This is a genomic window from Massilia sp. GCM10023247 (assembly GCF_042653325.1).
GTDB lineage: Bacteria > Pseudomonadota > Gammaproteobacteria > Burkholderiales > Burkholderiaceae_D > Telluria.
This window is the reverse complement of record NZ_JBHSIB010000017.1, coordinates 114307-138355: the sequence shown is the minus strand read 5'-3', so window position 1 is coordinate 138355 and position 24049 is coordinate 114307. Positions and strand designations below refer to the sequence as shown.

The following is a 24049-nucleotide window of genomic DNA, read 5'->3' as shown; positions in this document are numbered from 1 at the left end:
TGTTACCATCGCCGTTCGCGCGCCGCACCGGCGGCGCACGCGCGTCCACGCGCGCACAATCTGACGGGATGACATGATTTTCACAGCTTTCCAGCGCGGCCTGCCCGCGCACCTGATCGCGGGCGCGTTCGCCTTCCTGCTCGCGGGCCCCGCCGCGCTGGCCGAGGCCGCACCGCTGCCGAAGGGCGTCACCCTCGGCGCCTCGGTCGAGGGCATCACCGAATACCGGCTCGCGAATGGCTTGAAGGTGCTGTTGTTTCCCGACGCTTCGCGTCCGACCGTCACCGTGAACGTCACTTACCTGGTCGGTTCGCGCCACGAGAACTACGGCGAAACCGGCATGGCGCATTTGCTCGAGCACCTGCTGTTCAAGGGCTCGAAGAAGCATCCCGACATCACGCGCCAGTTCGCCGACCGCGGCATGGACTTCAACGGCACCACCTCGCTCGACCGCACCAATTATTACGAGGTGTTCCAGGCGACCCCCGCCAACCTCGACTGGGCCTTGCAGATGGAGGCCGACCGCATGACCAATTCGTTCATCGCGCAGAAAGACCTCGATTCGGAGATGACGGTCGTGCGCAACGAGTTCGAGAGCGGCGAGAACTCGCCGTCGAGCGTGCTGGTCAAGCGCATGCAGAGCGTCGCCTACGACTGGCACAGCTATGGCCGCGCGACCATCGGCAACCGCAGCGACATCGAGAACGTCAAGCTGGCCAACCTGCGCGCCTTCTACCGCACCTACTATCAACCCGACAATGCCGTGCTGCTGGTGGCCGGCAAGTTCGACCTCGACTCGACGCTGGCGAAGATCACCCGCCTGTTCGGGGCGATCCCGAAACCGACCCGCAAGCTGCCCCAGTTCTGGACTGTCGAACCGACCCAGGACGGCGAGCGTACGTTCGCCGTGCGGCGCCAGGGCGACGTCCAGATCGTCATGCTCGGCTACAAGGTGCCGTCGAGCCTGCACGACGACAGCGACGTGATGGCCTTTGCCTCGGCCATCCTGGGCGACGTGCCGACCGGCCGCCTGCACAAAAGCCTGGTCGAAACCGGCAAGGCCAGCCAGGTGTTTACCTTCGGCGAAACCGGTTATGCGCCGGGCCTGCAATACGTGGGCGCGATCGTCAAGAAGGGAGAGCCGATCGAGCCGGTGCGGGCTGCCCTGACCGCAGCGGTCGAAGGTTTCGGAGACAACCCGCCGACGCCCGACGAAATGGCGCGCGTGCGCCGCATCTACGAAAACGAGATGGAGCGCAGCCTGAACGACCCGCAGCGCGTCGGCGTGGCCTTGTCGGAAACCATTGCGCTGGGCGACTGGCGCCTGTACTTCACCGGCCGCGAGCGGATCAAGACGATCACCGCGCAGGAGGTGGCCGCCGCCTCGAAGCGTTACTTCAAGCGCGACAACCGCGTCACCGGCATGTTCCTGCCGGAAGACGCGCCGCAGCGCGCCGTGATTCCGCCGGCCCCGAGCGTCGAGAGCATCCTCAAGGATTTCAAGCCGAGCGCGTCGACCATGGTCGCCGAAGACTTCGCGCCGACCCAGGAAAACATCCTCAAGCGCACCCAGCTCAGCCGGGCGGGCGGCGTCAAGCTGGCGCTGTTGCCGAAGAAGAACCGCGGCGAGGCGGTGACGGTGGACCTGCGCCAGCACATGGGCGACGAAAAGAACCTGTTCGGCAAAGGCGCCATCCCCGGGCTGACGGGCGCGATGCTGGTGCGCGGCACCTCGCGTTACACGCGCGAACAGCTGGCCGACGAGTTCGACCGCCTCAAGATCGCCGGCGGCCTGACCCATTTCCAGACCACGCGCGAGCACCTGGCCGACGCCTTGCGCCTGGTCGCGCACGTGCTCAAGGAGCCAGGCTTCCCCGAGGCCGAATTCGAGCAGCTGCGGCGCCAGTCGCTGGTGGCCCTGGAAGCGGGCCGCGCCGAGCCGCAGACGCTGGCCGCACGCGCGCTGGCCCGGCATTTCGACATCTATCCGCCAGGCGACGTGCGCCACGCGAATACCCTCGACGAGGACATCGCCGAGCTGCGCGCCGCGCGCCTGGACGACCTGCGCGCCTTCCACCGCGATTTCTACGGCACGGTGCCGGCCGAGATGGCGATCGTCGGCGACTTCGATGCGGCCGCCATCGCGCCGCTGGTCGAGCAGCTGTTCGGTTCCTGGCGGGCGCCGGCGAACGTGGCTCCGGTGCTGCGCCGCCATGCCGACATCGCGCCCATCAAGAAGGCGCTCGACACGCCGGACAAGGAAAACGGTTTTTACCTGGCGCGCCTGAACCTCGACCTGAACATCGACGATCCCGACTACCCGGCGCTGATGCTGGCCAATTACATCTTCGGAGAAGGCGGCTTGCGCTCGCGCCTGATGGACCGCATCCGCCAGAAGGATGGCCTGTCATATGGCGGCGGCTCGCAGCTCGACGCGGGCGACCTCGACCGGGCAGGGGCCTTCGCCATCAGCGCCATCGCCGCGCCCCAGAACCTGCAGCGCCTCGACGCCGCGGTGCGCGAGGAGCTGGCGCGGGCGGTCAAGGACGGCTTCACTGCCGCCGAGCTGGCCGGCGCCAAATCGGGCCTGATGCAGCAGCGCCAGCAGACCCGCACCGAGGACGGGGCGGTCGCCGCCGGCTGGACCTCCTACCTGTACCGCGACCGCACCTATGCCTGGTCGCGCCAGTTCGAGGACAAGCTGGTGGCCGTGACGCTGCCCCAGTTGAATGCCGCCTTCCGCCGCGCGATCGACCCCGCCAAATTGTCGGTGGTGGTGGCGGGCGACCAGGACAAGGCGAAACAGGCGCCGGTCAAGGTGCAGGCAAGCCAACAGCGCTGATGCGAAGCCGGCACGCCGGGCGCCCCCAGGGCCCCGCAAGGGGCAAGCCCATTTGGTGATTGCGCGCCGGCCCGTTATCATGTTGCCTTTGAGCATCACAGAGCGTCATCGCGGGAGCAGCAGCACATGAAGGGAAGTATCAAGCAGGACCCGGTATCGACCGCCTTTGCCGGCAAGGTGGTACTGGTTACGGGCGCGGCGGGCGGGATCGGCCGCGCCGTGGCGCTGGCATTCGGACGCGCGGGCGCCTCGGTGGTCGTGGCCGACATCTCGGTCGACGGCGGCCACGCGACGGCGGCGACGATCGTCCAGCAGGGCGGCAAGGCACTGTTCGTGCAGGCCAACGTGACGCGCGCGCAAGAGGTCGAAGCCCTGGTCGACAAGACGGTGCACCATTACGGCCGGCTCGACTGCGCCGTCAATTGCGCGGGCGTGCAGGACGACAGCCTGCGCCTGGCCGAGATCGAGGAAGACAGTTTCGACCGCATCATGGACGTCAACGTGAAGGGCGTCTGGCTGTCGATGAAGTACCAGATCCGCCAGATGGTCAAGAGCGGCGGCGCCATCGTCAACCTGTCGTCGGCCTACGGCCAGGTCGGCGCGCCCGCCCAGTCGGTCTACGCGGCCAGCAAGCATGCGCTGGCCGGCCTGACGAAAAGCGCGGCGATCGACTATGCGAAAGACGGCATCCGCGTGAATGCGGTCTGTCCCGGCGCGGTGCGCACGCCGATGCTGGCGCGCGCGGTCGGGCGCGAACCCGGCGTCGACAAGAAACTGCGCGCGGCGCACCCGATGGGACGTTTCGCCGAACCGGGCGAGGTCGCCGACGCGGTGCTGTGGCTGTGCTCGGGCAGCTCCTCTTTCGTCACCGGCCACGAGCTGGCGGTGGACGGCGGATTCACCGCGCTCTGACTGCGCCGGGATGTAGGGTGGAGTCCCCGACTCCACGCGGAACGATGCGTCAACGCGGCGCACGCGTCAACGCGGCGCATGCTTCACGCGTGGAGTCGGGAGCGGTACGCCGCCCGCTCCACCCTACGTTCACTTCGGCCGCGGATCGCGCAGCCGCGCCGCCGGCGGCACCAGGCGCCCCGCGCGCAGTTCCTGCACGGTCAGCGCCACGGCGCGCGCCACGTTGCGCACCTCTTCCTGGAAAGCGCTGTCGCGGTCGAGCGCCTGGTGGCTTTCGGCATAGGATTCGTAATAGCCGACGAAGCGGTCGAGCTGGCCGAAGCTTCCCGAGTCGACCAGTCCCATCCAGCCCAGCCAGTCCGACAGCGAGCGGCGCGTGCCTTCGATGCCGGCGACGTCGCCATGCACCACCAGGCCGAATGCGCGCCCGGCCAGGTGTTTCGGGTAGTCCCAGCCGCCCAGTTCGATTTCCTTGGCCCTGGCCGCGTCCTTGCCCTGGGTCGAGGTCGGGTCGGGATTGCCGCCGTCGGCGCACACCAGGCGGTCGATCATGAGCTTCAGGGTCGACGGCGCCTGGTACCAGTACACCGGCGTCAGGATCACGACGCCGTGCGCCGCGACCCAGCGCTCGTAGATCTCGTTCATCCAGTCGCCGGTCTGGCGCTCGGCATGGTTCGGGTAGCAGCTGCACGGCCAGTGGCACAAGGGCATGGCGGTCGACACACAGGCCTTGCAGGGGTGGATGTGGCGGTCGTAGTCGGAGGTGAGGCGGGACAGGTCGAGCAGGTCGACCTCGACTCCCTGCGCCTCGAGCGCCTGGCGCGCCATGCTGGTCAGGCGCCAGGTCTTCGACATCTCGCCGGGGCAGGTGCCGTCGTTGCGCGCGGAGGCGTTGACGAGCAGGACGCGGCTCGGCGTGGCCGCCTCCTTTTGCCGGGCCTCGGCCGCCAGCAGGCGGTCGCGGGTGTCCTTCCATTCGATCGACAGGTCGTAATCGGGGTCGGCGAAGCCCGGGCCGGCTTTCACGGTGCGCGGCGCCTTGCGCTTGTCGCGGTAGGCCTGCCAGGCGATTTCCTCGATGCGCTCCAGTTCTCCGGCCACGGCCTCGAAGGCGGGATCGAAAAAGCCCTCCATGAATTTCTTGCGGAACGCTGCGCGATCCAGCTTGTCGGGCGCCTGCCCCTTGCGAACGGTCGTCATGCGCCCTCCAGCAGACAAAAGGACGATTATCGGCAAGGCCGGCGGGCAGGAATGTACGCTCGCGCACGCATGGCGCATAAAAAAAGCGGGCGGCGCCGATGGCGCTCGCCCGCTTCGGGTGCGGCAGGATCGTTTACTGGCCTGCGGCCGGCGCTGCAGGCGCGGCTGCGGCAGGCTGGCGCAGCGACAGGGCCCAGATGCGCGCGACGTCGGACAGGCCGCCGCCGGCTTTCACGCTCTCGAAGGTCTTGATCGCTTCGTCCTTGCGGCCGGCCTTGGCCTGGGCCGCGGCGAGTCGGATCTTCGCTTCGTCAGGCTGCTTCAGGCCGCCCTTGGCGATACCCTGCTGGATGAAGCCGATGCCCTTGTCGTACTGCCCCATCGTGACATATGCCCAGCCCAGGTTGACCAGGCCGGCGCCGTTCTTCGACTTGCTGGCCGAGGCTTCGCCGGTGGCGATGTTCTTCGCGTCGTCGGCTGCGCCCTTGTTGGCGCGGCTGCGCAGGCTGTCGTGGGCCTTGGCATTGGCGCCCTTGCCCAGCACGCCGGCGGCGTAGCCTGCATCGAGCACGTTCTTCGCTTCGGTCGGGAAGCCGTCGCGCAGCGCGGTTTCGGCCAGGTCGACGTAGTCGTCCTCGCGCATCTTCTTGGTGACGGCGTGCTGCAGGCGCAGCACCGGCAGGTAGTTGTTCTGGTCGAAGCCCGGCTTGCGGATCACGCCGACGCGGATCATCTCGCTCCACATCTCGTCGCTCGGATAGTAGGCGATCATCTTCTGGACCGCGGTTTCGTAGGCGGCATTGTCCTTGGTCTCGTTCGCGGCGCTCAGCAGCAGCTTGAGGTCTTCCTGGCTCGGGACCTTGCCGGCCTTTTCGGTGTCGGCGACGGTCTGCAGCAGCTGGGTCTTGGCGCTTGCATAGTCCTTGTTCAGGTACTGGGCGCGCACCAGCAGCGGACGCGCGGTCGTCATGTCGCCGCCCATCGATTCATAGCGCTTGAGCTGCTCGACCGCCGCCGCGTAATTCTTGGCCTTGTACGAGACGTCGGCCATCGCCAGCACCAGCTTCGGCTGCATCTCTTTCGCCTCGAAGCCCGATTGCAGCACCTGCTGGGCGGTCTTCATGAATTCCGCGTCGTTGCCGCTGGCCGAAGCGTGCACCATCTTCATGCGCGTGACGACGTAGGTTTCGTAGGGCGTCTTGTTCGGCAGGGCGTCGGCCTGGGCGATGCGGTTCTGCAGTTCGGTGAAGTTCTTGGCGCTGACCAGCGGCTGGACCTGGGCCGGATCGAACAGCTTGGCCAGCTCAGGGCGCACCGTGTTCTGCTGGGCCGCGGCAGGGGCAGCGTCTTTCTGCGCGTGGGCACTCGTCATCAGGACAGGCGCGGTGTTCAGGCCAACGGCAGCCAGCAGCAGGCAAAGGCGAGCGAGGCGGAAATGGGACATGAATGATCCTTCTTAAAAAGATGAGCGGTTGGAAATCCGCGGCATGCTGGCAGTTTTGCCAAGCTTGTGCAAACGCGCAATTCTCCCATAAATGCCGGAGAGGCAGCGGCGCAATTGTGCCGCAGGCGGCGACCGGCGGGGGCTCCGGTTACATTGCGTTACTCCAGGTAGCTGCGCTGCCGGTCCCGCATTCAGAAGCCCGGCACCGGGCAGCGGCCTTCGGCCTCGATCTCGCCCGCCAGCCAGGCGTTGACGGCGGCCAGCGCCGGCGCGGCAAAACCATAGGTCATCAGGGCAGGAGCCCCGAAATCGAGCGCCTGGTAGGGGTTCCACAGGGCCAGGTGCAGGTCCGGACGCCAGGTCGCGCGCGCCTGCGGGCCATAGCGGCGGCGCGAGGTCGAGGCCAGGATCGTGAAGCGCCCGTCCTGCGGCAGCGCGCTCCAGTCGAAAGCTTCGGGATCGGCAAAGGTCACCAGTTCCACCTCGTAGAGCTGGGCGAGCGAGGCGGCGATGCTGGCGGCCGGCACGCCGGCCTCGGAGACGCCGTCGCTGACCACATCCTGGCGCGCCACCAGGCGCACGCGCGCCCCGGCCGGCGGCCGCGTTACCGGTCCGCGCGCGCTCAGGGCGCGCCGCCATGCCTGCGCCATCAGCTCGCGGTCCTCGCGGTCGGTGCTGTAGATCGGGGCTTCGTCGGCGCCGGGAGCGTCGCCGGTCATCACGGCGGGGCTGCCCGAGGCGATGGCGGCGGCCGGGCGCGAGGGCGACGCCGCGCCGGCCGGGTAGGCCTGCGCCAGCGCGTCGAGGCGCGCCAGGCGTGCCTCGACTTGCGCCATCGGCAGCTCGCCCGAGGCGATTGCGGCGGCGATCGCGTCTATCGTCTCGGCTTGCGTCTCGCGCGAACCGATCGCCATCACCATGTCGGCGCCGGCGACCAGCGCGCGCACCGCGGCCTGGCCGGCGCCGTAGCGGTGCGCGATCGCGTGCATGTCCATGCCGTCGGTGATGATCACGCCCTGGTAGTTCCAGCCTTCGCGCAGGATGCCGGTCAGGATGGCGCGCGACATCGTGGCCGGGTATTCGGCGTCCAGCGCCGGGTAGACGATGTGCGCGGTCATCATGGCCGGCGCCGGCCGCTCGCCCTGGGCCGCCATGCGGAAGGGCGCGAACTCGAAGCGTTCCAGTTCCTCGAGCGGCTTGTCGACGGTCGGCAGGTCGCGGTGCGAGTCGACGTGGGTGTCGCCGTGGCCGGGGAAGTGCTTGACGCAGCAGGCCACGCCTTCAGGCTCGCTGCCTTCCATCCAGGCCAGCGCGATGCGCGTGGCGGTGCCGGGGTCGGCGCCGAACGAACGCTCGGCGATCACGGGATTGTCCGGGTTGTTGTTCAGGTCGAGCACCGGCGCGAAATTCCAGTTGAAGCCGAGCGAACGCACCGCGCGCGCCACCGCCGCGCCGACGGCGCGCGCGAGCAGCGGATCGTTGGCCGCGCCCAGCGCCATCGCCGACGGCGGTGCCGGCACCCAGGTCGAGCGCACCACGGCGCCGCCTTCCTGGTCGAGGGCGATCAGGGCATGCTCTCCCATCGCGGCGCGCAGGGCGCCGGTCAAGCGGGTCAGCTGGGCCGCGTCCGTCATGTTCTGGCGGAACAGGCAGGCGCCGCGCACCCGGTTGTCAACCAGGAAGGCGGTCGTGTCCTCGTCCAGTTCGGTGCCGAACAGGCGCACCATGATCAGCTGGCCGGCGATTTTTTTCAGGTCGTCATGCGGTTCGTTCATGTTGCGCTTTTCAGTACTCGGTTAATTGGTCTTCGTGACTTTGCTCAGGTGGCGCGGGCGGTCCGGGTCGAGCCCGCGCGCTTTCGACAGCTGCGCGGCCATGACATAGAAGGCCTGGATCGCGACGATCGGATCGAGGTCCGGCGTGGCCGCCACCGGCAGCGTCAGGTCGCGCTCGGCGATGTCCTCGGGCGCTGCCAGCAGCACCCGCGCGCCGCGCCCGCGCATCTCCGTCGCCAGCGCCACCAGGCTGGCCTGGGCCGGGCCGCGGGTCGCGAAGATCAGGAGCGGATAGCCGTCCTCGATCAGCGCCATCGGGCCGTGCTTGATCTCGGCGCCGGAGAAGGCCTCGGCCTGCAGGGCCGAGGTTTCCTTGAATTTTAACGCAGCCTCGAGCGCGACCGGGAAACTGATGCCGCGGCCGACGACCATGATGTTGCGGGCCGGGGCCAGCACCTCGATGGCGGCCGACCAGTCTACCTGGCTTGCTGCGCGCAGGTCGTCCGGCAGGGCGGCCAGGCCGGCCTTCAGTTCGGCGTCGTTCTGCCATTCGGCGACCAGGCGCGCGCCGGCCACCAGGCTGGTGATGAAGCTCTTGGTCGCGGCCACGCTCTGCTCTTTGCCGGCGTGCAGCGGCATGGCCCAGTTGGCCGTTTGCGCCAGCGGCGATTCGGTATCGTTCACCAGCGCCACGGTGGTGGCGCCGCCGTCGCGGAAGTAGCGGATCGGCTCGACCACGTCCGGGCTCTGGCCCGATTGCGAGATCGAGATCGCCAGCGTGTCGCGCGTCGCCAGCGGCGATTTGTAGAGCGTGATGAGCGACATCGGCAGCGAGGTGACGAGGCGTCCCATGCGCGACATGATCAGGTAGGCGACATAGCTCGACGCGTGGTCGGAGCTGCCGCGCGCGACGGTGACGGCGCTGTTGAAGTTGGTCGACCGCAGCGCGCGCCCGAGTTCGGCGTAGCGCTCCACGTCCCGGGACAGTTGCAGGGCGACGCAGTCCCCGGCAGACATGGCTTCCTGCATCATGAGCGAGGTCGCAGCCTGGCTCGCAGTCGGGGTCACATTCACATTCACAGCGCTTCTCCTTCGATATAGACAGCTTTGATATTCAGTTCGCGGTCGAGGACCACGATGTCGGCGTGACAGCCTGGCGCCAGGCGCCCGCGCCGGGTTTCGCCGAGGTAGTCGGCGGCGTTGGTCGAGACGCGGCGCGAGGCATCGGCCAGCGGCAGGCCGATCTTGACCAGGTTGCGCAGTGCGCCGTCCATGGTCAGCGTCGAGCCGGCCAGGGTGCCATCAAGCAGGCGCACGCCGCCCATGCATTTGTGGACGGTCTGGCGCCCCAGCATGTACTCGCCGTCGGGCATGCCGGCGGCGGCGGTCGAGTCGGTCACGCAGAACAGGTGCGGAATCGAACGCAGCGCCACCTTGATCGCGCCCGGATGCACGTGCAGCAGGTCGGGGATGATCTCGGCGTACTGCGCATGCGCCAGCGCCGCGCCGACCATGCCCGGCTCGCGGTGGTGCAGGCCCGGCATCGCGTTGAACAGGTGGGTGAAGCCGGCCGCGCCGTGCTCCAGCGCGGCCAGGCCGTCCTCGTAGGAGCCGCTGGTGTGGCCGACCTGGACCCGGATGCCGGCGTCCGACAGGGCGCGCACCAGTTCCAGGTGGCCGTGGATCTCCGGCGCCACCGTGATCACGCGCATCGGCGCCAGGCGGCCGTAGGCTTCCACCTCGGCGAGCGTCGCTTCCTTCGCGAAGGGCGGCTGGGCGCCCAGCTTGGCCGAGTTGATGTACGGGCCTTCCAGGTGCACGCCGAGGATGCGCGCCTCGTGCTTGCCGCGCGACTGGCAGGCCGCGCCGATGGCGCCGAGCGCGCGCTCGATGTCCTGCGGCGGCGCGGTCATGGTGGTGGCCAGCAGGCTGGTGGTGCCGTGTTTGGCGTGCAGGGCGGCGATGACGTGCGGCGCGTCGCCGCCTTCCATCATGTCGCGGCCGGCGCCGCCGTGCACGTGCACGTCGATGAAGCCGGGCAGGATGTAATCGTCGCCGTTGGCGTCCGGGTCGGACGGGCTGCCGTCGATGGCGTCGATGGTCGCATTGAAGTGCAGCTCGCCGCGGATCCAGCCGTCGGGCGTGAGGATGTTGCCTTTCATCGGGCCATTCCTTGCAGGTGTCGTTCGATCATGAGGAGGGCGCCGCGCGCCGAGTCGCCCTGCGGCGCCAGGCAGCGGGCCCGCGTTGCCGGCGGCAGCCAGGCCAGCAGCACTTCGCCGAGCCCGCCGCACAAGGCGAGGGGCAGGGTGTGGCTGCGGTCGAGGGCGTCGGCAATCGCCGCCACTTCCTGTCCGGCGTGTTCGAGGATGGCGCGCGCGACCGGGTCGGTGCCGGCATGCAGCACGGCGAAGCGCGCCAGGCCTGCGTAGGCGGTCTGGTTGGCGCGCCCGAGCCAGATCTGGACGGCGTCGCGGTTGCCGCCGCATTCGGCGATGACCTCGCGCGCAAAGGCGCCGCCTTCGACGCGGCCGTCGAGCACCTGCTCGATGTGGTTCAGCGCGCGCAGTCCCATCCAGGCGCCGCTCGCTTCGTCGCCGGCCGGGAAGCCCCAGCCGCCGACTTCCACCTTGCTGCCGTCGGCCAGCATCGCCTCGCCGACGCTGCCGGTGCCGATGGCGACGATGGCGCCCGGCTTGCCGCCGTGCGCGCCCATCAGGGTGGTGAAGCCGTCCGTGTCGAGCACGAGCGCCGCGAAACCGGGATCGGCGGCCACGAATTGCGCCGCCCAGTCCTTGTTGTGGACGCCGGCCAGGCCGAGGCCGATCGCCATCGAGGACAGGGGAGGGGAGCCGATGTCGGCGAGCGCGCAGGCTTCGCCGATGGCGCCGAGGATGGTGGTCCAGGCATTTGCGATGCCATGGGAGAGGCCGGAAGGACCGGCGCTGGCCTGGGCCAGTTCTTCGCCGCTGGGACGCGCCAGGCGCACACGGGTGCCGGTGCCGCCGCCGTCGACGCCGATGAGGTATTCGATCATGGGATGAAATGGGTGCCGGAAGGGGTCAGGGCACTATAGGGAGGCGGTCCCGGCTTGTCAACAGGTATTTAAGTGGTATTGTAGATTATGGAAATTGGTATTGCTGGAATCGGCGTTAGCAAGCCCATCTCAACTTGACCGACTTGCTAACGCCGTACCGCGTGGGCAGTGGGGATGGCTACATGCCGTCACCACAAAAGCCCCCCCGACAAGCAAGGTCAGTTCGCCTGGCGCCGGCCGCCGCGCTCGACCAGCACCAGCTCGTCGCGGCCTGCGCCCTCGCGCACCAGGTTCACCGTCGCGCTGCCGGGGCCGCGCACGTTGATGTCGCTCTGGCGCACGGTCAGGCCGCGCGCCTGCAGGGTGCCGGAGCCGGCCAGCTCGGCGTCGATGCGGTCGGCGCGGCCTTCCAGGCGGGCGTTGCCGGGGCCGCGCATCTTGAGCATGACGCGCTTGCCGTCGACCGCGGCCGACAGGTCGCCCGAGCCGTGCAGCGAGGCGTCGAGCGTGTCCGTGACCTTTTCCAGCGCCACGTCGCCCGGGCCGGTGCTGTTGATCAGGGCGCGCTTCACGGTCAGGCGTTCGGCCTCGAGCTCGCCAGATCCCCTGAGTTCGGCGCGCAGTTCGTCGGCGCTGCCGGACAGCGTCGCATTGCCGGGGCCGCTCATGCGCAGGACGGCACGGCCTGTTTGCAGGCCGCGTGCGTCGAGGTCGCCCGAGCCGTGCACTTCCGCTTCGAACTGGCCGATGGCGCCGGCGACGCAGAGGTTGCCGGGCCCGCGCTGCAGGCCCCCGAATTTGTCGACATTCAGGCCGCAGCCGTCGAAGTCGCCCGAACCGGTGACTTCGGCGCGCAGTTCGCGGGCGCTGCCGCGCAGGCGCGCGTTGCCCGGGCCGCTCATCTGGACCACGGCGCGCGCGACGCGCAGTTCGTCGACCTCGACGTCGCCCGAGCCGGAGATGCGGGCCGCCAGGTCGTTCCCGATCGAACCCATGCGCACGTCGCCGGGGCCCGACATCGCCAGCTCGACATTCGCCGCCTTCACGCCACGCAGTTCGAGGTCGCCGCTGCCGCTGCTGCTCACGCGCAGCTCGCGCACGGCGCCGCGGGCGCGGATGTCGCCGGGGCCTTGCGAGGCCAGCACGAAGCGTTCCCCGCCGACCGACTCGAGCTCGACATCGCCGCTGCCGCTGCTCGACAGGCGCGTCAGGCCGCTGGCGGCGATGCGCACGACCACCGGACGCTCGTCGCGCTTGCCGAAGTGGAAGGAAAAGCCGGAACGCGAACGCTGGCGCACGATCAGCGTGCCGCCGCGCACTTCGCTTTCGATCTCGGCCAATTGCTTCGGCTCACCCGACAGTTCCAGGCGCGGCGCGCCTTCGCTGACGACCACGCGGAAAGGGCCGGCCAGTTCGATGGCGTTGAAGGCAGCCACCTTGCGCTGGTCGACGGTGATCCCCTGGCGCGTTTCCGGGGCGCGCTCCTCGGCGGTCACACCTTGCATGCTAGCGACGCCTACGCAGACCAGGAGGGCGCCGATGGCGGTGTGCTTGATTCGGGTATTCATGAGTGTCCTCGTTGTTGTTGTGTAATCGGGAAACTGCACGATAAGGCAAAGGACAAGGCCGTGGAGCCGGCAAACGATGGACGTGCAAAATCGCGGTATCAACAGTCGCAGAAGGGGACTGAACGGCGGCCGGGTTCATTCCTGGGCCAGGCTGCGACGATGCGCGAGGCGTCGCTTCGGAGCAACAGTCGCGCTTGGCCATCGCCACGTCCGGCGGCATCCCGCCACGCCGCCACGCTGCCGGCCGCGGCTGCAAGTGTCATAATGCGCAGGTCAAGTGAGGAGGATTCAGTGATTCGTTACATGGGCACGCGCAAGAATGGCGACGGCGCCACCGTCTACGTGTTTATCGTGAACGGCCTCGAAAAGGAGGTCCGCGAGCACGCGCTCAAGCAGCATCCCGGCTGCTATGAAGCCTTGCCGGCCTCCGCCAAGGCGAAGATCGCCGCCAACCGCGACTGGCTGTCGAAGCTGTGATCGCGCGCGCCGCGGCGGTCAGCCTGCTGGCGCTGGCCTGCGCCGGTGCCAGCGTGCAAGCCTACGCTGCGCCCTCGACCTTCGCGCCCGTCGTCGGCAGTGCGCTGCTGTGCCGCAGCCAGCTGGACAAGTCCTATTTCCATTCCTTTCTCGCGACCGCCTTCGGCCCCGCCTACAAGCGGGAGGGCGGGGCGCACTGGTTCAAGACCGAGGCCACGCTGTGGGGCAAACCCGTGCGCGAGGTGCTGGTCAGCGACGATAGCAATCCGATCGTGTTCATCGCCGCCGTGGTCGACGCGCAGCCGGAAGAACTCGAGGAAGCAGTGCGCGCCGGCGCCGGCCTGCGCCACCTGCCCGCCGACGGGTCGCGCTTTCCTTTGAGGGTATCGAACCCGGGCAGCGTCATCGCTTATCACAATGGCAAATCCAAAATATACTGCGCGAGGTACAAACCCTTGCCGCCCTCCCGCTAGCTTTTCATGTACACCAATTACTTCAGCCTGAAACAGGCCCCGTTCTCGATCGCGCCCGATCCGCGCTACCTGTTCATGAGCGAGCGCCACCGCGAGGCGCTGGCGCACCTGCTGTACGGCATCAATAGCGGCGGTGGCTTTGTGCTCCTGACGGGCGAGATCGGCGCCGGCAAGACCACGGTCTGCCGTTGCTTCATCGAGCAAATCCCCGACAATTGCCGGCTCGCCTATATCTTCAATCCGAAGCTGACCGTCGGCGAGCTGCTGCAATCGGTGTGCGAGGAATTCCGCATCGCGGCGCCTGGCGGGCAGGGCGGGGTGAAGGGCTATGTCGACGCCATCAATGCGTATTTGCTGGCATCTCACGCCCAGGGCAACAACAACGTGCTCGTCATCGACGAGGCGCAGAACCTGTCGGCGGACGTGCTCGAACAGCTGCGCCTGCTGACCAACCTGGAGACCAGCGAGCGCAAGCTCTTGCAGATCATCCTGATCGGCCAGCCCGAACTGCGCACGATGCTGGCGCGCCCCGAGCTCGAGCAACTGGCCCAGCGGGTGATCGCGCGCTACCACCTGGGACCCTTGTCGGAGGCGGAAACGGGCGCCTATATCGCGCACCGGATGGCGGTCGCGGGCGCCCAGGGCGCGCCGGTATTTCCGGATGCGGTGGTGCCGCTGGTGCACCGCATCAGCGGCGGCGTGCCGCGCCGCATCAACCTGTTGTGCGACCGCGCGCTGCTGGGCGCCTATGTGGAAAACAGGCGCGAGGCGACGCCGAAGATCGTACGCACTGCCGCAGCCGAAGTGTTCGCGGGCGAACGCCTGCCGGCGCGCGCGGCGCGCTGGCCGCTGGTGGCCGGCGGCGTCCTCGCCGGAGCAGCCTTGAGCGCGGCGGCCGCCTGGCAGGTGCTGCCGCATGGCGCGGCGCCTGCCGCCAAGCTGCAGGCGCCGCCGCCGGCAGCCGCACCGGCCGCCAAGGGTGTGCCGGTTGCCGCAGCCAAGCCGGCGTCGGCTACGCAGGCGGTGCTGCCGCTGGGACGGACCGATGAGGCGGCGGCGCTGCGCACGCTGGCCACGCATTGGGGCCGCGCGCTCCCCGCGGGCGAGCCTTGCCGGATCGCCTACCGGATCGACCTGCGCTGCCACCAGGGCCGCGGCGGCATCTACGAATTGCGCCAGCTCGACCGCCCGGCCGTGATCACGCTGCGCGAAGGCGCGGCCACGCGCTACGCGGTGCTGGTCGGCATGGACGAGCAGGGCGTGACGATCGACACCGGCAGCCGGCGCGAGCGGGTCGAACTGGCCGTGCTGGCGCCGCGTTTCACAGGCGAGTACACGACTTACTGGAAGATGCCGCGCAGCTTCCGCGAGCAGCTGGCGCTGGGCGACCAGGGGCCGGACGTGGACTGGATCGCCGCCAGCCTGGCCAGTCTCGGCGGAACGCCGGCGCCGGCATCGCGCCAGATCTTCGACGCGCGCACCCAGGGCCTGCTGCGCAGTTTCCAGCAGCGGCAAGGCTTGACCGCGGACGGCGTGGCCGGCCCGCGTACCTATATCCGCCTCAACCAGCTGACCGGCGTCGAGGAGCCGCGCCTGCTCGCCGCCGCCGGGACGGGACAATAAGATGTCGTACATTCTCGAAGCACTGAAAAAGGCGCAAGCCGAACGCCAACTGGGCCACGCGCCGGACATCCATACGCCGGCGCCGGCCGCGCTGCCGGCGAGCGCGGCGCGCACCAGGCGCCTGCCGCTGTGGATAGGGCTCGGGACCGGCCTGCTGGTGGCCGCAGTCGCCGGCGTGCTGGCCTGGCGCAGCAATGCACCGGCGCCTGCCGGCACAGCGCCTGCCGTGCCGGCCCAGGCAGATCGCGGCAGCCCCGTTGCGCCGCCGGCGCCGCCGCTTGCGGCAGCGCCGACTGCGCCGGCAGTGGTGCCGGACCAGCCCGAGGCTGCGCCAGCCGCGCCGCCGCTTGCCCGCAAGAAGGAGCCGGCTGCCGAGCCGGCACCGGCGGTGGCCAAGGCTGCGCCGCCGCCAAGGCCCGCGCAGCCGCCAAGGCCCGCGCCGCCGCCAAGGCGCGCGCCCGCGCCCGCCGTGGCCGTGGCGGAGACGCCGCCACAAGCGGTTTATTTGCCGGCTCCGGCGCCGGCTCCGGCCCGCGCCGCCGAGCCTGCGCCCGCGGCCCGCGCGCCCGATCCGCTGGCCGAGGAAAGCCTGCGCACGCTGCAGCAGTTGCCCGAATCGGTCCAGCGCGAGGTGCCGAAGGTGGCCGTCGGCGGCTATATCTATTCGCCGAATCCGGCCGATCGGCTGCTGCTGGTCGACAAGATGCTGCGCCGCGAGGGCGAGGAACTGGCGCCGGGCCTGGTCCTGGAGCGCCTGATGCCGAAGTATGCGGTGATGAACTACCGGGGCACCCGTTACCGTGTCGCTTACTGATTCCCGCATAGGCTGGGCCGGTCCGGTGCTGGCCGTGGTCGGCTGGTCGGGCAGCGGCAAGACGACGCTGCTCGAATTCCTGGTGGGCCAGCTGGCCGCGCGCGGGCTGCGCGTCAACGTCGTCAAGCACAGCCACCACGACATCGAACTCGAGCCGCCGCACAAGGACAGCGCGCGCCTGCGCACGGCCGGGGCGGCCGAGGTGCTGATCGCCTCGCCCTACCGCTACGCCATCCTGCGCGAGCTGCGCGGGGAGCGCGAGCCGCCGCTGGCCGAGCAGCTCGCGCGCCTGGCGCCAGCCGACCTGACGCTGGTCGAGGGCTATAAATGGGAGCCCTTGCCCAAGCTCGAGGTGTTCCGCCCGGCGCTCGGGCGCGCGCCGCTCTACCCGGAGGATCCGCTGGTGGTGGCGGTCGCGTCGGACGCGCCCCTGTCCATGCCGGCCGCGGGAAACCCGCTGCGGCTGGACCTGAATAGGCCCGAGGAGGTGTTGACCTGGCTCATCGAATGGGTGGAACGGAAAGCTCAAGTTCCTGGAAATCCTGCCGATAACGGAGGATAACCCTCATCAGGAGACCGAAATGGATGTCGCCGGTATCGCCAAGTTGTCCACCACGATTGCCGAAACGGGCAACAAGCAGGAAGTGGCACTGACCATGCTCAAGAAACAGCAGGACATGCAGAAATCGATGGCGACCCAGCTGCTCGACGCCGTGCCGGCGCCGCAGCCGGTGCAGAACCTGCCTGCCCACCTCGGCAACACGATCAATACCACCGCCTGAGCCTTGCCCCGAACGCCGTTCGGTAGGGTGGACTCCCGAGTCCACGCGTTTGCGGCCCATCGACATGTCTGGACGTAAACGAAGCGCGGCGCCTCACGGCGCCGCGGAACGCTACCCTGCAGAACTCAATGGAAAGCGCGCAAGACGCGTTCTTCGCCGCTCAGGTCGGCATACCGCTCGTTGGCCAGGCGTGTCGCTTCCATCATGCGATTGAGCTGGGCGTCTTCGAAGCGTTCGAGTTCTTCGTTGGCCGCGTTGAGCGCCATGGCGAGCTTGGCGCGCGCGTTCTGGTACAGGACGCTGGTGTACTGATCGGTGTTCTTCAGCAGTTCTTCCGCGTTCTCGATCACGAGGCGCAGATCGCCGATCAGCCGTTCCTGGGTTTGCGGGTTATCTTGCGGGGTTTCCATTGCCGTCACCTCGAGCCGGTTGGTCACGTCTTAAAATGTAAACAAGGACCACCGGTCGCGTTTGTCTGCGCGCAAACGTGTGCCGTAGAGGCCGGCAGTCCCGCCTACTGCACGGAGATCCGCACGTCGCCCACGCTGACAGTCTGTCCGCTGCGAATCTTTGCGGTCTTGCGCAGTTCCTGCTTGCCATCGACCGACACCGCGCCGCTGGCCACCATGATCTTGCCGGCGCCGCCGCTGTCGCACAAGCCGACCAGTTTCAACAGCTGGTTGAGCTCGACGAACTCGGATGTCAGTTCGAAAGTTGTCTTTTGCATACTATCCTCGGGAAAAATTATAGGGCGCACGGTTGGCCTCGCATGGCGCCGAAGGGAGGCCGGCCGTGGGGCGCATCCCTGCGGCTCAGGCCGGGTCCGGCCGCGTCATGTCGATCGGAACGATCCATTGATCGAACTGTTCGGCGCTGACCTGGCCCGATTGCAGGGCCGCTTCACGCAGCGTGATGCCTTCGTGCTGCGCATGCTTGGCAATCTGCGCGGCGCGATCATACCCGATGTGGGGCGCCAGCGCGGTCACCAGCATCAGCGAGCGTTCCATCAGCTCGGCGATGCGCGCATGGTTCGGCTCGATGCCCCTGGCGCAGTGCTCCTCGAAGGAGCGCATGCCGTCGGCCAGCAGGCGCGCGCTTTGCAGGAAGTTGTGGGCGATCATCGGCTTGAACACGTTCAGCTCGAAGTTGCCCTGCGAAGCGCCCACGCTCAGGGCAACGTCGTTGCCGAACACCTGGCAGCACAGCATCGTCAGCGCTTCGCACTGGGTCGGATTGACCTTGCCCGGCATGATCGAGCTGCCCGGCTCGTTTTCCGGGATCGTGATTTCGCCCAGGCCCGAACGGGGGCCGGAAGCCATCCAGCGCACGTCGTTGGCGATCTTCATGAGCGCCGCCGCCAGCGTCTTGAGGGCGCCATGGCTGGTCACCAGCGCCTCGTGCCCGGCCAGGGCCGCGAATTTGTTGGGCGCCGTCTTGAAGGCCAGGCCGGTGCGCGAGCCGAGTTCGGCGGCGATGCGCGGCGCAAAATCCGGGTGGGCGTTGAGGCCGGTGCCGACCGCCGTGCCGCCTGCCGCCAGCAGCAAGAGGCCAGGCAGGGAAGACTTGATCGCGCTTTCCGCGAACTCGAGCTGGGCGACGTAGCCGGAAAATTCCTGGCCCAGCGTCAGCGGCGTGGCGTCCTGCAGGTGGGTGCGGCCGATCTTGACGATGTCTTCGAAGTCGCGCGACTTGACCAGCAAGGTGCTGCGCAGGCGTGCCAGCGCGGGCAGCAGGTCTTTCGAGACCGCCAGGGCTGCCGCCACGTGCATGGCGGTGGGGAAGATGTCGTTCGACGACTGTCCCATGTTGACGTGGTCGTTCGGGTGCAGCAGGCGCGCCTCGCCCCGTTCTCCGCCGAGCAGCTCGGAGGCGCGGTTGGCCAGCACCTCGTTCATGTTCATGTTGCTCTGGGTGCCAGAGCCGGTCTGCCACACGGCCAGCGGGAACTCGTCCGGATGGCGGCCGTCGAGCACCTCGTCGGCGGCGGCGATGATGGCGTCGGCCTTGTCGCGTGGCAGCTTGCCGAGCGAGCGGTTGACGGCGGCGGCCGCGCGCTTGACCTGGGCCAGCGCGGCCACCAGTTCCGGCGCCATCTTCTCGGTCGAGATGTGGAAGTGGTGCAGGGAACGCTGGGTCTGCGCACCCCACAGGTGCTCGGCCGGCACCTCGATCGGGCCGAAACTGTCTTTCTCTGTCCGCTTATCCATGGGCTTGTCCTGTTTATTTATTTGGGTCCGGAGCTAAAGAGTGTAGCCCAACACCCGTTAATGACGCTTAGGCTACACATTTTCCTTCCATGGCAAACCGCGCTTCCCACATCTGCTCCAGCCTGCTGTTCGCCTGTGCGATGGGGACGGCCGACGCCGCCGAACTGGGCGAGGCCCAGTTGCGCTCCCACATCGGCCAGCCGCTCGCTGCCAGCGTCGAGCTGACCATGCTCGAGGATGCGGCGGCGCCGGTCGGCGTGCGGCTGGCCCACCCCGACGTCTACCGCGGTGCCAACATCGCCATGCCCGCGGTCCTGGCCAACCTGGATGTGGTTGTGACGCGCCAGGGTGGCCGTCAGTTCCTGCATCTGAGGACGCTCAAACCGGTCGAAAGCCCCCACCTGCACGTCTACCTCGAATTGCTCGACGGCGGCCGGCGCACGGTGCGCCTGGTGACGCTGTGGCTGACGCCTGACCCGAACCCGGCGCCGCCGCTGGCCACCGCGCCGGCGCCGGCCGCGGAGGCCCTGCCACCCAAGGCCGTTCCCGCGGCGCGTCCTGCCGCCGCCTTGAACGACGGAGAAGAATACGTGGAGGCGGGCGCACGCCGGGCGCCTGCGCCGCTGCGTCAACCTCCCGTGCTGCCGCGGGCCGCGCCGGCCAGGCCGCTGCACGCCAGGAAAGCGCCAGCAGTGCCGCCCGTGGCACACGCGGCAGCGGTGGCAACTCCCGCAGCGCAACAGGCGCCCGCCGCCTGCGCCGCCCAGCCCGCCGCCGCCCAGCTCGAGGCGTGCAGCGTGCTGGGCGAGAAGAATGCCGCGCTGCGCCAGGAGCTCGGCCAGCTCGAAGCGAAAGTGCAGCATTTACAGATGGCGGCCGGCGCCGCGCCGCAGGCCGCGCCCGCGCCCAGGGGCGCCCCGCGCATCCTGAAGGCCAAGAAAACGCCGCCGCCCGAGCCGGACACGCCCTGGGAATGGATCGTCGCAGCCGTCGCGGCCTGCCTCGCGCTGGCAGGCTTGGCGCTCGCCCTGTTGCGCCGGCGCCGGCGCTCGACCTTCGGCAAGATCCCGAAAGAACACAAGCCGGCCAGGCTGCCGAAAGCAGGGGAGGAGTCCGGTGCTGCGCCGAAACCGAACTTCATGGCGGCCGTGAAGGCGCGCGTGATGCCGGGCAGCCGGAAAGCCGCATCGCCGGAGCCGGTCGAACCCGCCCTGGAAAGCGCCGGCGACTAGCGCCAGGGGCGCGCACGAATCAGTCCACACGAGTTAAAAATTTGATATATACTGGCTTCGTTGGTTGTCAAAACCACAAAACGGAACAGAGGCCGGCGCAGCCACCACCGATAGCGTGGCGCGGGTACCGGAAGTACGTCGCAAGATGCCTGTTTCCGGAAGCGGTCACGTGTGCCAACAGCGGCAACGGACGCCGGATGCAACCGGCAAAGAGGCGACACCAGTTATCTGGTGTTGCTCTCCGAATTCATGTGGCGGGCCTGGGGCCCGTCGCAGCACCAAGGCGCCTGCGGGCGCCTTTTTGTTTGCGCGCCGATGTCGCACGCCATAAAAAAGCGCCCGCAGGCGCTTTTTTCGATTCGGGGCAGGGCAGCTCAGTGCGCACGCATCGCGCGGTCCAGCTGGCCCATCCATGGTTCGGTGGCGTCGCGCACGGCGCGGTCATTGGCCATGATCTGCTTGAGCAGGTCGATCTTGCGCAGGCGGCGGGCGCCCTCGAGCGCCGGCACGCCGGTCGCGGCCGCCGCTGCCTGTGCCGCGCATTGCGCTTGCAGGCTGTCGAAACCGATCCAGTCCTCCGATTGCGCTGCCGCGGCCATCTTGCCGGTCAAGCCAGCAATATTTTCGTACATCGAGAGCACTTCGTTGGAGGTCATGGCAGCACCGCTGTAATTTTTTTTCGGCCGGATTACCGGTTGTCCTCCTTTTACGGCAGCGCTTTCGCGAACTTTAGGGCTTTTCGTAAAAATAATCGAAAATTTTTTCCGGTCCCGGAAAGCCGCTGCGCCGGCGCCATCGCAGCCGTCGCTGCCGCCCTGTCCATGCACCACGCATACTGCCGGGATTCTGCAGTCCAGCGCGATTTTCTGCTGTTCGTCGCATTCCGGCCAGGGCGGCCCGGCGCTTCTCCTACAGTGCGTGCTGGGTCGCTGCGCCGCAGGCGGCGCCAATACAAGAACAGAGAGAGGACACCATGAGAGACCACTGCGCATCGCCGGCAAGGCTGGCGCTGGCCGCCGCCCTGGCGCTGGGCGCCGTGCTGGCGCCGGCGGCGGCCTGGGCCGAAGCCCCGTTTTCCTTCGCCGCCACCCCCGGCAAGCTTCCCAAGGACATCGTTCCCCTGCTGTACGACGCCCACCTGGTGCCGGATATGGCCGACGACAGCTTCAGCGGCCTGCAGCAGGTCGAGATCGAGGTCCTGCGCGCCACGCAGCGCATCGTGCTCAACGCGGCCAACCTGAGCATCGACCAGGCCACGCTGTCGCGCCGCGGCAAGGCGCCGCAAACGCTCACGCCCATCCTCGACGCCCGGCAGGAAACCCTCAGCTTCGAACTCGACGCGCCGCTGGCGCCGGGACGCTACACCCTGGCGCTGCGCTTCCGTGGCCGGATCAACCGCGAGGGGCGCGGCCTGTTCCAGGTGCCCTACAAGGCGGGCGGGGCGGACAAGAAGCTGGTCGCCACCACGATGGAACCGTCGGACGCGCGCCGCATGCTGCCGACCTGGGACGAGCCGGCCTTCCGTGCCCGCTTCAAGCTGACCGTCGACCTGCCCGCCAGCTTCAAGGCCTACTCGAACACGCCGGTCGAGAGGCAGGAAAAGCTGCCCGGCGGCCTGCAGCGCATCGCGTTCGCCCCGACCCCGAAGATGCCGAGCTACCTGGTGGTGCTGGTGGCGGGCGAAATGGAACGCGTCGCGGCGCGCCAGGACGGGGTCGAGATCGGCATCGTCACCACCGCCGGCAAGCTCGGCTCGACCGCCTTTCCGCTGGCGGCCACCCGCGACCTGCTGCGCTACTACAACAATTACTTCGGCCTGCCGTATCCGCTCGCCAAGCTCGACCAGATCGCGATTCCCGGCGGCTTCAACGGCGCGATGGAGAACTGGGGCGCCATCGTCTACAACGAGGCGACCCTCTTGTATGACCCGAAAACGAGCCCGGAAGACGTCAAGAAACTCACCTTCGAGGTGAATGCGCACGAAGTCGCGCACCAGTGGTTCGGCAACCTGGTGACGATGGCCTGGTGGGACAATCTCTGGCTCAACGAGGGCTTTGCTTCCTGGATGGCCGCGAAAGCCACCGAACGCTTCCACCCCGAGTGGCGTCCTCACCTCGATGGCATCGTCGAACGCGAGAGCGTGCTGAACCTCGATGCGCGCAAGACCACCCACCCGATCCAGATGCGCGTCGACAACGAGGAGCAGGCAGCAGCCGCTTTCGACGCCATTACCTATGTCAAGGGGCAGGGCTTCCTGCGCATGCTGGAAAACTATGTTGGCGAATCGAAGTTCCGCAAGGGCATCCGGGCCTACATGGCCAGGCACCAGTACTCGAACACCACCTCGGCCGACCTGTGGGCGGCGCTCGAGGCTGCCTCCGGCAAGCCGGTCGGAAAACTGGCGGCCGACTGGACCACCCAGCCCGGCTTCCCCTTGATCAGCGTGGCGCAGGCCTGCGAGGACGGCAAGCGCAAGGTCACGCTGTCGCAGGAGCAGTACCGCGTGGACGAGCCGGCGGCCGAGGAGCGCCTGTGGAGCGTGCCGCTGCAGGTCGGCACCGTCAACGGCCGCGCCTGGACCACCTTGCTGGCGACCCGCAGCACGACAATCACCCAGGGCAGCTGCGAGGGCACGCTGGTGGTCGACCCGGACAGCGTCGGCTTCTACCGGATCCAGTACGACCGCGCCAGTTTCGATGCGCTGGCAGCCAACGCCGCCCAGCTGCCGGACCCGACCCGCCTGAAGCTCCTGCTCGACGCCTGGAGCCTGGTCGCGGCCGGACGCACGCCGCTGGCCAGCTACCTGGACCTGGTGGCGAAATACGGCGACGAGCCGCGCCTGGCCGTCTGGGAATCGATCCTGTCGAACCTCGGTACGCTGGAGAAGCTGGCGCGCGGCGAGCCGGAAAGCGCGCTGATCCGGCGTTTCGTGACCGGCTTCGTGCAGCCCCGGTTCGACCAGCTCGGCTGGGACGAGCGGCCGGGCGAGACGATCGAGGAGCGCCGCCTGCGCCCCTTGCTGGCCGGCGCGCTGGCAAGTGCCGGCGACGAACGGGCCATCGCCGAGGCGCGCAGGCGCTTTGCGCGCCTCGGTCTTGGCGACAATGCCGGCAAAGCGGGCGAGCCGCCAGCGGGCGGTCCGGAAATGCGCGACTTTGCCCTCAACACGGCCGGCCGCTACGCCGACGCCGCCACCTACGCTGCGCTCGGCCGTGCATTCGCTGCCGCCACGACCGACGAGGAGCGCTACCGGATCGCCGGCGCCATGACGCTCGCGCAAGACCCGGCGCTGGCGGCGCGCACCCTCGAACTGGCCCTGTCGCCGCAGATGCCGGCCAACCTGTCCGGCCACATCGTCGCCGGCGTCGGGCGTCAGCATCCGGACCAGGCCTGGGCCTTTGCCGTGGCCAACCGCGCCGCGCTGGTCGCCAGCAGCGACGCGGTGGCGCGCAACCGCGCGCTGGCCGGCGTGGTCGCCGCCTCCTCGGAGGTGCGCCATGCGGATATGATGGAACACTACGTGGCCCAGAACTTCGGCCCCGATGCGCTGGTCGAAGCCCAGCGCATCGGCAACGGCATCCGCGTACGCGCCGCGCAAAAGGCGCGCCTGCTGCCCCAGGTGCGCGCCGCGCTGGCGCATCCGCGCCCTGATTGATCCGAACA

21 protein-coding genes are annotated in these 24049 nt (G+C 68.6%); 10 read left to right on the top strand and 11 right to left on the bottom strand.

Annotation, left to right across the window (positions count from 1 at the left end):
• Nucleotides 1-73: 73 nt before the first annotated feature.
• A complete protein-coding gene (locus ACFPAH_RS14950) occupies nucleotides 74-2842 on the top strand; it encodes a M16 family metallopeptidase (RefSeq protein ID WP_379746843.1) in 2769 nt (922 codons plus the stop codon).
• Between the two features lie 126 nt (nucleotides 2843-2968).
• Nucleotides 2969-3754, top strand: coding sequence for an SDR family oxidoreductase (locus tag ACFPAH_RS14945; protein WP_379746841.1), 786 nt, complete (start codon nucleotides 2969-2971; stop codon nucleotides 3752-3754).
• A gap of 129 nt (nucleotides 3755-3883) precedes the next feature.
• Here the strand turns inward: ACFPAH_RS14945 and ACFPAH_RS14940 are convergent, their stop codons facing one another.
• The 7 genes from ACFPAH_RS14940 to ACFPAH_RS14910 all read right to left on the bottom strand — a co-directional run bounded on the left by ACFPAH_RS14940 (nucleotide 3884) and on the right by ACFPAH_RS14910 (nucleotide 12778).
• Nucleotides 3884-4954 carry a flavodoxin family protein gene (locus ACFPAH_RS14940; protein ID WP_379746839.1) on the bottom strand — a complete coding sequence of 357 codons (1071 nt, stop codon included), beginning with the start codon at nucleotides 4952-4954 and terminating at the stop codon, nucleotides 3884-3886.
• A gap of 133 nt (nucleotides 4955-5087) precedes the next feature.
• Nucleotides 5088-6398: a hypothetical protein gene (locus tag ACFPAH_RS14935; protein WP_379746837.1), complete on the bottom strand. Its 1311-nt coding sequence runs from the start codon at nucleotides 6396-6398 to the stop codon at nucleotides 5088-5090.
• A gap of 191 nt (nucleotides 6399-6589) precedes the next feature.
• Nucleotides 6590-8173 carry a glycoside hydrolase family 3 N-terminal domain-containing protein gene (locus ACFPAH_RS14930; RefSeq protein WP_379746835.1) on the bottom strand — a complete coding sequence of 528 codons (1584 nt, stop codon included), beginning with the start codon at nucleotides 8171-8173 and terminating at the stop codon, nucleotides 6590-6592.
• Between the two features lie 21 nt (nucleotides 8174-8194).
• Nucleotides 8195-9190, bottom strand: coding sequence for an SIS domain-containing protein (locus tag ACFPAH_RS14925; RefSeq protein ID WP_379746833.1), 996 nt, complete (start codon nucleotides 9188-9190; stop codon nucleotides 8195-8197).
• 59 nt (nucleotides 9191-9249) lie between these two features.
• Nucleotides 9250-10335: an N-acetylglucosamine-6-phosphate deacetylase gene (gene nagA, locus ACFPAH_RS14920; RefSeq protein ID WP_379746831.1), complete on the bottom strand. Its 1086-nt coding sequence runs from the start codon at nucleotides 10333-10335 to the stop codon at nucleotides 9250-9252.
• Nucleotides 10332-11210 (bottom strand): BadF/BadG/BcrA/BcrD ATPase family protein, encoded by an 879-nt coding sequence (locus ACFPAH_RS14915; protein WP_379746829.1) that lies wholly within the window; start codon nucleotides 11208-11210, stop codon nucleotides 10332-10334. The genes nagA and ACFPAH_RS14915 overlap by 4 nt, the downstream gene beginning before the upstream one ends.
• Nucleotides 11211-11428: 218 nt before the next feature.
• A complete protein-coding gene (locus ACFPAH_RS14910) occupies nucleotides 11429-12778 on the bottom strand; it encodes a head GIN domain-containing protein (protein WP_379746827.1) in 1350 nt (449 codons plus the stop codon).
• A 291-nt stretch (nucleotides 12779-13069) separates the two neighbouring features.
• Between ACFPAH_RS14910 and ACFPAH_RS14905 the strand changes: the two genes are divergently transcribed.
• The 6 genes from ACFPAH_RS14905 to ACFPAH_RS14880 are packed head-to-tail and all read left to right on the top strand — an operon-like array spanning nucleotide 13070 to nucleotide 16947.
• Nucleotides 13070-13255: a hypothetical protein gene (locus ACFPAH_RS14905; RefSeq protein WP_379746825.1), complete on the top strand. Its 186-nt coding sequence runs from the start codon at nucleotides 13070-13072 to the stop codon at nucleotides 13253-13255.
• Nucleotides 13252-13728 (top strand): hypothetical protein, encoded by a 477-nt coding sequence (locus ACFPAH_RS14900; protein WP_379746823.1) that lies wholly within the window; start codon nucleotides 13252-13254, stop codon nucleotides 13726-13728. The genes ACFPAH_RS14905 and ACFPAH_RS14900 overlap by 4 nt, the downstream gene beginning before the upstream one ends.
• Nucleotides 13729-13734: 6 nt before the next feature.
• Entirely contained in the window at nucleotides 13735-15351 is a 1617-nt protein-coding gene (locus tag ACFPAH_RS14895; RefSeq protein ID WP_379746821.1) for an ExeA family protein, read from the top strand.
• 1 nt (nucleotide 15352) lies between these two features.
• Nucleotides 15353-16165 carry a general secretion pathway protein GspB gene (locus tag ACFPAH_RS14890; RefSeq protein WP_379746819.1) on the top strand — a complete coding sequence of 271 codons (813 nt, stop codon included), beginning with the start codon at nucleotides 15353-15355 and terminating at the stop codon, nucleotides 16163-16165.
• Nucleotides 16152-16727 carry a molybdopterin-guanine dinucleotide biosynthesis protein B gene (mobB, locus tag ACFPAH_RS14885; protein ID WP_379746817.1) on the top strand — a complete coding sequence of 192 codons (576 nt, stop codon included), beginning with the start codon at nucleotides 16152-16154 and terminating at the stop codon, nucleotides 16725-16727. The genes ACFPAH_RS14890 and mobB overlap by 14 nt, the downstream gene beginning before the upstream one ends.
• A 19-nt stretch (nucleotides 16728-16746) precedes the next feature.
• Nucleotides 16747-16947, top strand: coding sequence for a YjfB family protein (locus ACFPAH_RS14880; RefSeq protein ID WP_379746815.1), 201 nt, complete (start codon nucleotides 16747-16749; stop codon nucleotides 16945-16947).
• A 125-nt stretch (nucleotides 16948-17072) separates the two neighbouring features.
• Here ACFPAH_RS14880 and ACFPAH_RS14875 read toward each other — a convergent pair whose 3' ends face one another.
• The 3 genes from ACFPAH_RS14875 to fumC all read right to left on the bottom strand — a co-directional run bounded on the left by ACFPAH_RS14875 (nucleotide 17073) and on the right by fumC (nucleotide 19154).
• Complete coding sequence (locus tag ACFPAH_RS14875) at nucleotides 17073-17357, bottom strand: DUF883 family protein (RefSeq protein ID WP_379746813.1); 285 nt, start codon at nucleotides 17355-17357, stop codon at nucleotides 17073-17075.
• Between the two features lie 104 nt (nucleotides 17358-17461).
• A complete protein-coding gene (locus tag ACFPAH_RS14870) occupies nucleotides 17462-17674 on the bottom strand; it encodes an RNA-binding S4 domain-containing protein (RefSeq protein ID WP_379746811.1) in 213 nt (70 codons plus the stop codon).
• Between the two features lie 85 nt (nucleotides 17675-17759).
• Nucleotides 17760-19154, bottom strand: a complete 1395-nt coding sequence (fumC, locus tag ACFPAH_RS14865) for a class II fumarate hydratase (protein ID WP_379746808.1) — start codon at nucleotides 19152-19154, stop codon at nucleotides 17760-17762.
• Between the two features lie 89 nt (nucleotides 19155-19243).
• On the opposite strand from fumC, the gene ACFPAH_RS14860 reads away from it, so the two are divergent.
• A complete protein-coding gene (locus tag ACFPAH_RS14860) occupies nucleotides 19244-20386 on the top strand; it encodes a FimV family protein (protein WP_379746806.1) in 1143 nt (380 codons plus the stop codon).
• Nucleotides 20387-20760: 374 nt separating this feature from the next.
• On the opposite strand, the gene ACFPAH_RS14855 is transcribed toward ACFPAH_RS14860, so the two are convergent.
• Nucleotides 20761-21042, bottom strand: coding sequence for a flagellar protein FliT (locus ACFPAH_RS14855; RefSeq protein WP_379746804.1), 282 nt, complete (start codon nucleotides 21040-21042; stop codon nucleotides 20761-20763).
• Nucleotides 21043-21359: 317 nt separating this feature from the next.
• Between ACFPAH_RS14855 and ACFPAH_RS14850 the strand changes: the two genes are divergently transcribed.
• Nucleotides 21360-24041 carry a M1 family metallopeptidase gene (locus ACFPAH_RS14850; RefSeq protein WP_379746802.1) on the top strand — a complete coding sequence of 894 codons (2682 nt, stop codon included), beginning with the start codon at nucleotides 21360-21362 and terminating at the stop codon, nucleotides 24039-24041.
• The last annotated feature ends 8 nt before the right edge of the window (nucleotides 24042-24049 follow it).